Genomic DNA, 11,744 nt, shown 5'->3' with positions numbered 1-11,744 from the left:
CCGACACGGGGCGGCGGAGCGGGGCCGCGCGCCTGCCGGCACGGGGGACGTGCACGGGGGTGTACGAAAGGAAGCGCCGGTCCGGCGTGGCTCGGGGGGATCGAGCCTCGCGCGGACCGGCGCTTTCGCGTGTGCGGATCCGGCCTCCTGGATCCGGCCTCCTGGATCCAATATTTCGGATCCGGGTCAGCGGCCTCCGCCCACGCGGCCGTGCAGCAGCAGGGACAGGGCCGCGTGGACGTCGTCCAGGGAGCGTTCGCTCTGGAAGGCCTTCCAGTCCAGGGCGGCGACGAGGACCATGCCGACCAGGGCCGCCGCCGTGAGCTGGACGTCGATCTCGTCGCTGAGCTCGCCCGCCTCGACGCCCTCGCGCAGGACCCCCTCGACGACGGCGACGGCCTCCTGCCGGACCACCAGGAGCGTGGAGTTCCAGGCCCGGTTGGTGCGCCACAGCTCGGCCACGTACAGCTGGGTGAAGGCGGGGTAGCGGTCGATGAAGACGAGGCCGGCGCGGATCATCGCGTCCAGCGCGGCGACCCGGCTGCCGCCGCTCGCCGCCGTCTCCTCGGCCGCCGTCCGCAGGGAGGCGGTGAGGAGAGAGACGCCGTGGCGCAGCAGCTCCTCGAAGAGCTCGGTCTTGCTCTTGAAGTTGTAGTAGACCGTGCCCTTGGCCACCCCGGCCCGCTCGGCGATCTCGTCGACCGTCGTGGCCGAGAAGCCCTGCTCGGCGATGAGGGTGACGGCCGCCTCGTAGAGCTTGGCGCGGGTGGCCTGGCGGCGGGTGCTGCTGCTGTCCATGGGGTCGATTCTCACAGAGGCCGGGCCGGTCACAGCGACAGCTCGGGGTGGAGCCGGTCCAGCGTCCACACCTGCTTGCGGCGCGCGGTGACCGCGGTCAGGGCGAGCGCGCCCAGGGTGAACGCCGAGAGGACGGCGACGGCCTCCCAGACCGGGGCGAGTCCGCCGCCGGAGATGAGCCGGCGCAGCGCCTCGACCACGTGGGTCATCGGCAGGAAGGGGTGGACGGCGTTGAAGAAGCCCGGGCTGGTCTGCACCGGGTAGGTGCCGCCCGCCGAGGTCAGCTGGACCATGAGGAGGGCCAGCACCAGGATCCGGCCCGCCGCGCCGAAGCGGGCGTTGAGCCACTGGATGATCGCGGCGAAGCAGCAGGTCACGAGGGCGAGGAAGCCGACCGTGCCGGCCGCCCTGGCCATTTCGAGGCCGAGGCCCCAGTGCAGGACGGAGAGGAGCGCGGCGACCTGGAGGACGCCGATCGCCGCGACCGGGAACCAGCCCGCCAGCGCGATCCGCCAGGAGGAGGCGCCCGCGGCGAGGGCCCGCCGGTTCATCGGCTGGATGATCATGTAGGCGACCATCGCGCCGACCCAGAGGGAGAGCGGGATGAAGTACGGGGCGAAGCCCGTGCCGTAGTTGGGCGCCTTGTGGAGGGACTGGGCGGCGAGCCGCACCGGGTCGGCCATGACCTCCGTGCGCCGGTCGCGTTCCGCCTTGTCGTAGTCCGGGATCTGGTCGACGCCGTCCTTGAGGCCGGTGGCGAGCGAGCCCGAGCCGTCGGCGAGCTTGAACAGGCCGCCGTCGAGGTCGCCCGCGCCCTTCTTCAGCTTGCCGACGCCGGTGTCCAGGCTGACCGAGCCCGCGCGGGCGCCCGAGACGCCGGTGTGCAGCTGCGCGGCGCCGTCGGCGACCTTCTTCGCGCCCCTGTTGAGCTCGTTGATCTTGCGGATGGCGCCCTCGACGTCCTCGTCCAGGTGCGGGGCGCGGGCGGCCAGCTCGTCGGCCTCCTTCTTCAGCTTCTTCAGCCGCTCGTCGAGCGTCTTCAGGTCGCCGTTGCTGCCCTTGGTCAGCCGGTGCACGTCGTCCGCGACGGTCGCGACGTCCCCGGCGTTGGTGGACGCCTCCTTCAGGGCGGCGCAGAACTCCTTGTTGTCGGGGAGGGCGAACCCCTCGGGCAGGGTCACGCCCTCCGGCAGCTCGATCGGCGGGGTGGTGCCGGGCTTCGCGCAGGACTCGCGGTGCAGCCGGGAGAGCGTGTCGTCCGCCTTGTGGGCGGCGGCGCGCAGCAGCGGGGCGCGGCGGACCAGGTCCGCCAGGTCGTTGCGGGCGGCGGTGGCCGAGTCGGAGACGAGCTTGGCGGTGTCGCGGATGGAGGTGCCGTTGTTCGCCAGGTAGGGGCGGACCTTGTCGGCGGTGCCGTTCACCTTGTCGGCGAGCGCCTGGGTGCCGTTCGCGACCTTGCGCGTACCGGTCTGGACGTCCTTGGACCCCTTGTCCAGCTTCTTCAGGCCGGAGGCGAGGTCGCTGCTGCCGCTCTTGGCGTCGGTGAGCCCGTCGGAGAGGTCCTTGGACCCCTTCTTGGCCTTGTCCACGCCCTTCTTCAGGTCGGCGGCGCCCTGGGCGGCCTCGGCGGTGGCCTCGTGGATGTCGGAGAAGGAGATGAAGATCTTGTCGAGGAAGGTGCGGGAGGACTTGGTGGAGGCGGCGGTGCGCACCTCGGAGAAGACCGTCCGCGAGATCTGGCCGACGATGTAGTTGTTGGAGTCGTTCGTGCGCACCTTCAGGGCGCCGGTCTCGGGGGAGTCCCCGGAGCTGGACGCGATCCGCTCGCTGAAGTCGCCGGGCACGGTCAGGGACAGGTAGTACCGGCCGTCCTCGACGCCCTCGCGCGCCTCGGCGTCGCTCACCCGGTGCCACTCGAAGGTCCGGCTGTCGAGCAGGCCCTCGGTGATGTCCGCGCCGGCGGTGATCCGCTTGCCGTCGGCGGTGGCGCCGCGGTCCTCGTTGACGAGGGCCACGGGCAGCCGGTCGAGCCTGCTGTACGGGTCCCAGAACGAGTACAGGTACAGGGCGCCGTACAGCAGCGGCAGCAGCAGGACCGCGACGAGCGCGGCGCGCGGCAGCTTCCCCCTGCCGAAGCGCCTCAGCTCAAGCGCGGCCAGTTTCGGCGAGCGCATCGTCCGCCCCCTCCTCGGTGGTGTCGTCGTCTCCGGCGGTGTCTCCGGCGGTGTCTGCCGCCGTCTCCTCGGCGGTGCCCTCGGCCGTGTCCGTGTCCCGCGCCTCCGGGTCCGCCGCGACCGTGGTGATCCGCAGGACGTCGGCCGGGGCCTCGCTGCAGACGGCCAGGACGGTGGTGCCCGTGTCGGCCACCGCGCGCAGCAGCGCCCAGGCCTCGGCCCGGTCGGCGTCCGACAGCTTCAGGTCCGTGTCGTCCACGCCGAGCAGCCGGGGCCGGCCGATCAGGGCCAGCGCGACGGACAGCCGCAGCGCCTCCAGGCGTTCCAGGTCGCGTACGGAGGTCCGCTCGCCCTTCGGCAGGACGGCGAGGTCGAGCCCGGCGGCCGCGAGGGCCTCGTCGATCCGGGCCCGGGCCTCGGCCGCCCGGCTGCCGGGGCGGCGCAGCAGGGCGCGGACGGAGCCGTCGAACCGGCGCTGGAGCAGTGCCCGCTCGCGCAGGTGCTCGGCGACCGTGAGGGACGGGTCGAGCTCGCTCACGCCGGGGACCTGGCCGAGCGCGGCGATCCGCCGCACGGCGGCCATCCGGCGCGGCAGCGGCAGCCCGCCGATCTCGGCGGTGCCCTCCTTGGTCCGCATCCGGCCGGTGAGCGCGAGCAGCAGGCAGGTGCGGCCGCTGCCCGACGGGCCTTCGAGCGCCACCAGGGACCCGGCCCCGGCGCGGAAGGACACGTCCCGGAAGGCCCAGCCCCGGGGGCCCTTGAGCCCGAGCCCGTCGACGACGAGCCCGGCCCCCTCCGGAGACGGTCGTGTGGTCAGGTCGTCGGATCCCATGGATCCACCCCCCGCTTCCCACTTTTGGACTGACTGGTCAGTCCAAAAGTTACCCGCGAGTCGTCCGACTGGCAAAACCCCAGCTCGGACGCGTTGTCAGTGGGTGCCTCCACCATGGATACAGACGGCGACAAGACCGTCACCCGACGACAGGAGGCTCGTCATGGCCAGTCCTTTCGCAGCAGCCGACGTCCACCCCGTGTCCCGCAGGACCGGCGCCCCGCCCGCCGCCCTCGACCTGCTCGCCAAGGCCCGCGCCGGGATCGACGAGGCCGCGGCCCTCGACCGCCCCCACGAGAGGTACGCCACCGCGCACCTCGCCGCCCTGCGCGCCGCGGCCGCCGTCCTCGCCGCCCGCGCCCGCCCCGTGCCCCGCACCCGCCGGCGCCAGGCCATAAGGAGCGCCTGGGAGCTGCTGCCCCAGCTCGCCCCCGAGCTCACCGAATGGAGCGCCCTCTTCGCCGCGGGCGCCCCGCGCCGGGCCCTCGCCGAGGCGGGCGTCGCCGCCGCCGCGAGCGCCCGCGAGGCCGACGACCTCGTCCGGGACGCCGCCCACTTCCTGCGCCTGGTCGAGCGGCTGCTCGTGCTCCAGCCGGTGCTCCCCCGGCAGCCCCCGGCGGACGGCGCCGCCGGTTGATCCGCGCCACAGCGCCGAGGCCATAGGGTGGGGAGGTCCGACCCCGTCACCGAGGAGTCAAGAGCCGTGCCGGACCCTTCCGCTGTCTTCGGCCGTGAGGCGTCGTCGCGCCCGTCGCGAGCCTCCCTGCGCACCGCCGTCGTCTGGGACGTCCTCAAGGACGCCCTCGACCGCCGGGTCGCCGGCACCGGGAGGGCCGTCCTCGACGTCCTGGACACCGGCGGCGGCTCCGGCAACTTCGCCGTGCCCCTGGCCCGCCTCGGCCACCGCGTCACCGTCGTCGACCCCAGCCCCAACGCGCTCTTCGCGCTGGAGCGCCGCGCCGCCGAGGCCGGCGTCGCCGACCTGGTGACCGGTGTCCAGGGTGACGTCCGGGGACTCTTCGACGTGGTCGAGCGCGGCGCCCACGACGCGGTGCTCTGCCACGGTGTCCTGGAGTACGTGGACGACCCGGCCGAGGGCGTACGGAACACGGAGGCCGCGCTCCGCCCCGGCGGAGCGCTCAGCCTCCTCGGCGCCGGTCTCGGCGGCGCGGTCCTCGCCCGCGCCCTCGCCGGACACTTCACCGAGGCCCGGACCGCGCTCGGCGACCCCGACGGGCGCTGGGGGGCCGGCGACCCGGTGCCCCGGCGGTTCACCGCCGAGCAGCTCACCGGTCTGGCCGAGGAGGCCGGCCTCTCCGTGACCGCCGTCCACGGCGTGCGGATCTTCGCCGACCTGGTCCCCGGCGTCCTCGTCGACACCGAGCCCGGTGCCGCCGAGGCGCTGCTGAAGCTGGAGGCCGCGGCCGCCGAGCTGGCCGCCTTCCACGCCGTCGCCACCCAGCTCCACGTGCTCGCCGAGAAGCCCGCCTGATCGGGCGGAACTCCGGGGCCCCGCCACCCGTTCGGAGGTGGGGGCATCGCTCCGCGACAGGCCGCCCCATATGCGGCTTCGCGCCGTATGATCGAGGGAACCATCCGGCATGACGGACGGGCGGGTGGGGAATCAACGCCTCACCAACCGAACCGCGTGGCGGCCCGGATGGGCTGATCGGCATTGAGGGCGGGTTTCACGGGGGCGATTCCCTGCCTATCCTGAAAGGGCCGCAACCGGTCGCCCCCGCGACCGACGACTAGGAGGACTCCGTGCCGCTCTCGGAGCACGAGCAGCGAATGCTCGAGCAGATGGAGCGAGCGCTGTACGCCGAAGACCCCAAGTTCGCGACAGCGCTCGAAGGAAGCGGGCTGCGCACGTACACCCGGCGACGGGTGTATCAGGCAGTCGCCGGCTTCCTGGTGGGTATCGCGCTCCTCATGGCCGGAATGGTCGCCCAGCAGATCTGGATCAGCGTGGTGGGGTTCCTCGTCATGCTGGGCTGTGCGGTTCTGGCGGTCACCGGATGGCGCAAGGCGCCGAAGCCGGGTGAGCAGGCGCAGCAGCAGGCGGGCCGGGGCCGGCAGGTCCGGGCGCGACGCTCGATGATGGACCGGATCGAGACACGGTGGCAGCGACGCCGTGACGAGCAGCAGGGCGGCGGTCACTGACGCGCCGCTGAGCGGAGACCCCGCACCCCGCATACCCCCGCGCCCCGCCGGCCCCGAGCCCCGGCGGGGCGCAGCTTTTTCCCAGGCGCGGCGCCGCCTGTCGCCTGTCGCCTGAACCCGCAGCCCCGTACGGAGCCGTGCCTCCATCCCGTACGGAGCCGGGGCCGTACCTCCACCCCGTACGGAGCCGTCCCCCGGGAGCGGGTTCAGGCGCCTGGATCCTGGGCCCGGCAAGGGCGCCGCGGTGTGCGACGCCCCTGCCGCCCTCCCCGTTCTACGGCGTGCCGCGGAGGCGGGGGGCCCGGGACTTGAGGGTGGTCCAGCGGGTCGAGGCGGACCAGTGGAGGCGGACGGCCGAGCGCGGGGCCAGGAGCGCCCGGAGGCGCAGCCCCCGGGAGGCGTGGGCGCGGAACGCGGCGCGCACCCGACCCGCGTCCTCGGCCAGCCCCGGGCCCGGCCGGGGGGTCGGGGCGTAGAGCGTCTCCTCGACCGCCCGGGCCACCCGGTGGACCGACTCCGCCGCCGCGCCCGTCAGCTCACCCGCCCGGACGATCCGCTCCGCCGTCCGCCGCGGCGTCTGCGCGTCGTCCGGTTCGAGCCCGTAGTCCCAGGCCGTGTCACCGATCTCCCGCCACACCGCCAGTGCTCCGCCCGAGGGGCCGAGCCTGCGGGCCCGTACCCGGGTCCGCCAGAGGAGCGGGGTGAGCGGCAGGGCCAGGACGAGCAGGATCCCCAGCGTCCAGGCGGCGACCTTCAGGACGTCCGTGCCGCCGCCGGAGGACGCGTCGCCCGCCGCCGTCGCGGGCAGCCCGCACTCGCCGAGGCGCCGCATGTCCGGCGGGCAGCTCTCCGTGGCGCTGGGTGCCGCCGAGGGCCGGGCCGAGGCCGCCGCCGAGGGCCGCGCCGGACCGGTCGGACCGCTGGTGGGGGAGGCCTGCCGGGTGTAGTCCGGGGTGAAGCCCCGGGACGGCGTCGGCTCGAAGCGGGTCCAGCCGGCGCCCTCGAAGTACAGCTCGGGCCAGGCGTGGGCGTCCCGGATGCCGACCGAGACCGAACCGTCGGACTGGCTGGTGCCGGGCATGAAGCCGACCGCGACCCGTGCCGGGATGCCCAGCGTGCGGGCCATCGCCGCCATCGAGAAGGAGAAGTGGATGCAGAAGCCCCTCTTGTCCTTCAGGAAGCGGGAGATCGCCTCCGTGCCCGTCCCGGACGTCACGTCGATGTCGTACCGGAAGCCGCCGTCCTCCGAGAACCAGTCCTGGAGCCGGACCGCCCGCTCGTAGTCGTTGGTCGCGTCCTTGGTGACCTCCAGGGCCGTCGCCCTCACGTCCGCGGGCAGACTGCCCGGGACCTTGGTGTACTCGCGGAGCAGCGCGTCCGGCGCCAGGCCCGCCCGGGCGAGCTGTTCGGCCGTGGGCTGCACGTCGAGGCTGGTCACCTGGTAGCGGACGCCCTTGGTGGTCTGCTTGTCGTCGCCGACGAGCATCCGGCCGGCCGGCTCGAACCGCCAGCGTCCCTCGATGTCGACCCGGGCCGCCGGGAACGGCATCGGCAGCCACTTCTGGTCGTACCCCTCCGAGGCGACGAAGTTGCTGGTCACCTCGGCGGTGCGGACCGACTGGGCGAGGCCGTCGGGCCACGGCAGCGACTTCGGGACGGCCTCGATCGGCCGGACCGAGGACTTCCACGAGGTGCCGTCGAACTGGTCGAGGGCGACGAGCCGCAGATAGAGGTCGCTGTTGTCCAGGGCGTTGGTGCGGTAGCGCAGGACCTCGAAGTCCTCCGGCTGCCGCAGGTTGTCCTGGAGCGAGACCAGCGGGTTCACCGCGGCGATGGTGCCGCCGCCCCCGCCGCCCCCGCCCGCGGTCCCTCCGCCGCCGGTGCCCAGGAGCCCGCCGGAGAAGCCCGGCAGGACGAGCGGCACGACCAGGGCGGTGCCCAGGGCGACGGCGCCGATCCGGCGGCCGGTGCGCACCGGCGCGAAGGATGCCCCGGTGCCCACGAGCGCGCCGGACCGGCCGGTGCGCTGGGCGCCGCCGAAGACCCGGCCCCAGGCCGAGAGCCGGTCGCGGCCCTCGGCGAGGAGCAGCAGGAGGTAGCCGGCGGCGGCGAGCACGAACCAGAGCCGGCCCGCGCCGCCGCCGGAGAGCCCGGCGGCCACCGAGTACAGCGCGAGGAGCGGCAGCCCGGCCGGGGCGGCGCGGCGGAAGGTGACCGCCAGGACGTCCACGAGCAGGCCGATCGCCAGCACGCCGGCGACCAGCATCAGCCGGATGCCCTCGGTGTCCGGGGCGGGGATCGCGTAGGTGCCCACGTCCTCGGCGCCGAGCCGGAACAGCTCGGCCACGTGCTGGACGGCGAGCGGCCCCGGCAGGAAGCCGAGGAGCGCCTGCTCACGGGCGAAGACCACGGTCAGCGCGAGCACGCCGACGAGCAGCTGGGCGCCGACCGTCAGCGCCCGGGCCAGCGGCACCCGCCGGCACAGCATGCCGGTGCCGCTCTGCAGGGCGAGCAGAAACGCGGCGGTGAAGATCCAGGTGGCCGGCTTGACCAGCGGCAGCAGCGCCCCGGCGGCCATCAGGGAGGCCGCCCAGGCGGCCAGTGTCAGGCGGGTGAGCCCGCTCATGCCCATCCTCCGTAGCTGTCTGCGGCGGCGGTGTCCCGCAGCGCCCCGGCGGCCTGCTGCCACAGGTCGGCCATCCGGCCGCCCGGCGGTACGGACACCACGGTCCAGCCGGCCTCGCGCAGCTGCCGGATCCGGGCTTCGACGGCCCCGGTGACGGCGCCGCCGGTGAGCCAGGCGCCGGAGTCCAGGACGAAGGCGACGGCCGCGCCGGCGCGGGCCCGCATCCGTCCGGCCAGCGCGGCCTGCTCCTCGTCCAGGTCGCCGAGGAAGGCGACCAGCAGCCCGTCGCCGCCGGCGCGCAGCACGTCGGAGGCGCGGGAGAGCCCGGCCCCGTCGGAGTGGTCGACGATCGCGAGCGTGTCCATCAGCAGCCCGGCGGTCTCCGCCGAGTCGCCGGTGGCCGTGCCGGCGTACCCGCCGTCGGAGCCCTCGCCGGGGACCGCGGTGCCGGTGTCGGTGAGCAGCCGGACCGCGTAGCCCCGCTCCAGCATGTGGGTGAGGACGGAGGCGGCTCCGGAGACGGCCCACTCGAAGGCGGAGTCCGGGCCGGAGCCCTGGTAGCCGGCCCGGCGGGTGTCGAGGAGGACCGTGCAGTGGGAGCGCTGGGGCTGCTCCTCGCGGCGGACCATCAGCTCGCCGTACCGGGCCGTGGAGCGCCAGTGGACCCGGCGCAGGTCGTCGCCGTGCCGGTAGGCGCGCGGGATGACGTCGTCGTCGCCGGCGAGGGCCAGCGCGCGCTGGCGTCCCTCCCCGTAGCCGGAGGCCTCGCCGCCCAGCGGGACCGCGGGCAGCGGGGTCGTGCGCGGGACGACGGTCAGGGTGTCGTACGCGTGGAAGGAGCGGGTCAGCTCGCACATCCCGAAGGGGTCGCTCAGCCGGAGCTGGAGCGGGCCGAGCGGGAAGCGGCCGCGGAGGTCGGAGCGGACCCGGTAGGAGACCTCGCGCCGGCCGCCGGCCTCGACCCGGTCGAGGACGAAGCGGGGGCGGGGGCCGAGCATGTACGGCACGTGGTCCTGGAGCATCAGCAGCCCGGTGGGGAGCTTGGCGACGTTCTCCATGCGGAGCTGGACCCGGGCCTCCGTTCCCGCCTCGACCCGCTGCGGGGTGAGCCGGCGGGAGGTGGCGACCCGGTAGCGGGTGCGGTGCAGGACGAAGGCGCAGATCAGCGGCAGGCTGGCGAGCAGCAGGCCGACCCGGAGCAGGTCGGCCTGGCCGAGCACGTAGGCGCAGACGGCGGCGGCCGCCCCGGCGGCCAGGAAGGACCGGCCGCGGGTGGTGAGCCCGCCGAGGGCGGCCCGCAGGCCGCCCCGGCCGTCCTCGGCCCGGGGGCCTTCGCGGTCGTCGGCCCGCTGCCCCTCGGGTGCGGCGGGGGTCGCCCTCACAGCTGTCGGCCCCCGGGCTGCCGGCCGTAGACCGGTCCCGCGGGCGGGGCCGCGGACGGGACGGGGGTCCGCTGGAGGATGTCGAGGACGACCTGCTCGGCGTTGCGCCGGTTCAGCTGGGCCTGCGCGGTGGGCAGCAGCCGGTGCGCGAGGACCGGCACGGCGAGCGCCTGGAGGTCGTCGGGCAGCACGTACTCGCGGCCGGCGAGGGCGGCGGAGGCCCTGGCGGCCCGCAGCAGGTGGAGCGTGGCGCGCGGGGACGCGCCGAGCCGCAGGTCGGGGTGGGTGCGGGTGGCGGCCACGACGTCGACCGCGTACCGCCGTACGGTGTCGGCGACGTGCACCGTGCGGACCGCCTCGATCAGCTTGAGGATCTCGTGGGCGTGGGCGACCGGCTGGAGGTCGTCCAGCGGGTTGACCGCCCCGTGCACGTCGAGCATCTGGAACTCGGCCTCGGCGCTCGGGTACCCGATGGAGACGCGGGCCATGAAGCGGTCGCGCTGGGCCTCGGGCAGCGGGTAGGTGCCCTCCATCTCCACCGGGTTCTGGGTGGCCACGACCATGAAGGGGCTGGGCAGTTCGTAGGTGTGCCCGTCGATGGTGACCTGGCGCTCCTCCATGGACTCCAGGAGCGCGGACTGCGTCTTCGGCGAGGCGCGGTTGATCTCGTCGCCGATGACGATCTGGGCGAAGATCGCACCCGGCTTGAACTCGAACTCCCGGCGCTGCTGGTCGAAGATCGACACGCCGGTGACGTCCGACGGCAGCAGGTCGGGGGTGAACTGGATGCGGCGCACCGAGCAGTCGATGGACCGCGCGAGCGTCTTGGCGAGCATGGTCTTGCCGACGCCGGGCACGTCCTCGATGAGGAGGTGGCCCTCGGCGAGCAGCACGGTCAGCGCGAGACGTACGACCTCGGGCTTGCCCTCGATCACGCTCTCCACCGATCCGCGGACGCGCTCCGCGGTGGTGGTCAAGTCTGTGAGGCTCGCTCGGTCGTCATAGGTCGTCACCCCGGCCCTCCTCGGCCTTGCAGGAACACGGACACCTGCCCCCGCCGGGATGGACGGGGGGTGTCACCCGGGCATTCTTGTGGGGTTGGCCGGGCCGTGTCACTCGCCTGTGGACAACCGTGGACGGAATGCCGGGGTTTGTCGTCTTACGTGGCGGCAGAAGATGTGCTCGTGCCGGCGCCGGAACCATTCTCCACAGGGTGGATCTCGCGCAGCAGGCCGGTCGTCACGTCGAAGACGAAGCCCCGGACGTCGTCCTTGTGCGGCAGGAACGGCGAGGTCCGGACCCGCCGCATCGACTGCCGCACGTCCTGGTCCACGTCCCGGAAGGCCTCGACCGCCCAGGCCGGCCGCTGGCCCACCTCGTCCTCCAGCTCGTGCCGGAAGTCCTCGGTGAGCGTCTCCAGGCCGCAGCCGGTGTGGTGCACCAGCATCACGGCGCGGGTGCCGAGGGCCCGCTGGCTGATGGTGAGGGAGCGGATCACGTCGTCGGTGACGACCCCGCCCGCGTTGCGGATGGTGTGGCAGTCGCCGAGTTCGAGACCCAGCGCGGCGTGCAGGTCGAGCCGGGCGTCCATGCAGGCCACGACGGCGACGCGGAGCACCGGCCGCGCGTCCGTGCCCGGGTCGGTGAAGCCGGCGGCGTACCGCGCGTTCGCCTCGACGAGCCGCTCGATGACCGAGGCGCCGGCGTCGGGGGAGGGATGTGCGGAGTTCGTCATGGCTCGACCGTAGGGGGCACCGCCCCCGCGGACC

General features: G+C 74.4%; 10 protein-coding genes. 3 read left to right on the top strand and 7 right to left on the bottom strand.

Going from position 1 to position 11,744, the window contains the following annotated elements; all coding sequences use genetic code 11:
• Positions 1-186: 186 nt before the first annotated feature.
• Genes ACFZCF_RS01395 through ACFZCF_RS01385 form a run of 3 tightly spaced genes read right to left on the bottom strand, consistent with a single transcriptional unit; the run spans position 187 to position 3,804 of the window.
• Positions 187-798 carry a TetR/AcrR family transcriptional regulator gene (locus ACFZCF_RS01395; RefSeq protein ID WP_189945146.1) on the bottom strand — a complete coding sequence of 204 codons (612 nt, stop codon included), beginning with the start codon at positions 796-798 and terminating at the stop codon, positions 187-189.
• Positions 799-827: 29 nt separating this feature from the next.
• Positions 828-2,972 carry a YhgE/Pip family protein gene (locus ACFZCF_RS01390; protein ID WP_391283838.1) on the bottom strand — a complete coding sequence of 715 codons (2,145 nt, stop codon included), beginning with the start codon at positions 2,970-2,972 and terminating at the stop codon, positions 828-830.
• On the bottom strand, positions 2,944-3,804 hold the full coding sequence (locus tag ACFZCF_RS01385; protein WP_391283836.1) for an ATP-binding cassette domain-containing protein: 861 nt from the start codon (positions 3,802-3,804) through the stop codon (positions 2,944-2,946). The genes ACFZCF_RS01390 and ACFZCF_RS01385 overlap by 29 nt, the downstream gene beginning before the upstream one ends.
• A gap of 163 nt (positions 3,805-3,967) precedes the next feature.
• Between ACFZCF_RS01385 and ACFZCF_RS01380 the strand changes: the two genes are divergently transcribed.
• The 3 genes from ACFZCF_RS01380 (at position 3,968) to ACFZCF_RS01370 (ending at position 5,967) form a co-directional block, all read left to right on the top strand.
• On the top strand, positions 3,968-4,441 hold the full coding sequence (locus ACFZCF_RS01380) for an SAV_6107 family HEPN domain-containing protein (protein ID WP_169085679.1): 474 nt from the start codon (positions 3,968-3,970) through the stop codon (positions 4,439-4,441).
• Positions 4,442-4,507: 66 nt separating this feature from the next.
• Positions 4,508-5,296, top strand: a complete 789-nt coding sequence (locus ACFZCF_RS01375; RefSeq protein ID WP_391283833.1) for a methyltransferase domain-containing protein — start codon at positions 4,508-4,510, stop codon at positions 5,294-5,296.
• Between the two features lie 272 nt (positions 5,297-5,568).
• Positions 5,569-5,967 carry a DUF3040 domain-containing protein gene (locus ACFZCF_RS01370; protein WP_388439723.1) on the top strand — a complete coding sequence of 133 codons (399 nt, stop codon included), beginning with the start codon at positions 5,569-5,571 and terminating at the stop codon, positions 5,965-5,967.
• A gap of 274 nt (positions 5,968-6,241) precedes the next feature.
• Here ACFZCF_RS01370 and ACFZCF_RS01365 read toward each other — a convergent pair whose 3' ends face one another.
• From ACFZCF_RS01365 to ACFZCF_RS01350, 4 genes are all read right to left on the bottom strand, one after another.
• Entirely contained in the window at positions 6,242-8,593 is a 2,352-nt protein-coding gene (locus ACFZCF_RS01365) for a transglutaminaseTgpA domain-containing protein (RefSeq protein WP_391283831.1), read from the bottom strand.
• Positions 8,590-9,894, bottom strand: coding sequence for a DUF58 domain-containing protein (locus tag ACFZCF_RS01360; RefSeq protein WP_388441730.1), 1,305 nt, complete (start codon positions 9,892-9,894; stop codon positions 8,590-8,592). The genes ACFZCF_RS01365 and ACFZCF_RS01360 overlap by 4 nt, the downstream gene beginning before the upstream one ends.
• A 77-nt stretch (positions 9,895-9,971) precedes the next feature.
• Complete coding sequence (locus tag ACFZCF_RS01355; protein WP_388439716.1) at positions 9,972-10,988, bottom strand: AAA family ATPase; 1,017 nt, start codon at positions 10,986-10,988, stop codon at positions 9,972-9,974.
• Between the two features lie 146 nt (positions 10,989-11,134).
• The gene (locus ACFZCF_RS01350; RefSeq protein ID WP_388439713.1) at positions 11,135-11,710 is read right to left on the bottom strand and encodes a beta-class carbonic anhydrase; all 576 of its coding nucleotides are present in this window, start codon (positions 11,708-11,710) and stop codon (positions 11,135-11,137) included.
• Between the last annotated feature and the right edge of the window lie 34 nt (positions 11,711-11,744).

It is taken from the genome of Streptomyces sp. NPDC007945 (assembly GCF_042958885.1).
Taxonomy (GTDB): Bacteria; Actinomycetota; Actinomycetes; order Streptomycetales; family Streptomycetaceae; genus Streptomyces.
Note: the sequence above shows the minus strand (reverse complement) of the source record. Positions and strands in the feature narration are given on the sequence as shown.

What these genes read in the sequence shown, in the direction of transcription:
- ACFZCF_RS01395 (WP_189945146.1), bottom strand. Translation starts at nt 798, where the DNA reads ATGGACAGCAGCAGCACCCGCCGCCAGGCCACCCGCGCCAAGCTCTAC.
- ACFZCF_RS01390 (WP_391283838.1), bottom strand. Translation starts at nt 2,972, where the DNA reads ATGCGCTCGCCGAAACTGGCCGCGCTTGAGCTGAGGCGCTTCGGCAGG.
- ACFZCF_RS01385 (WP_391283836.1), bottom strand. Translation starts at nt 3,804, where the DNA reads ATGGGATCCGACGACCTGACCACACGACCGTCTCCGGAGGGGGCCGGG.
- ACFZCF_RS01380 (WP_169085679.1), top strand. Translation starts at nt 3,968, where the DNA reads ATGGCCAGTCCTTTCGCAGCAGCCGACGTCCACCCCGTGTCCCGCAGG.
- ACFZCF_RS01365 (WP_391283831.1), bottom strand. Translation starts at nt 8,593, where the DNA reads ATGAGCGGGCTCACCCGCCTGACACTGGCCGCCTGGGCGGCCTCCCTG.
- ACFZCF_RS01350 (WP_388439713.1), bottom strand. Translation starts at nt 11,710, where the DNA reads ATGACGAACTCCGCACATCCCTCCCCCGACGCCGGCGCCTCGGTCATC.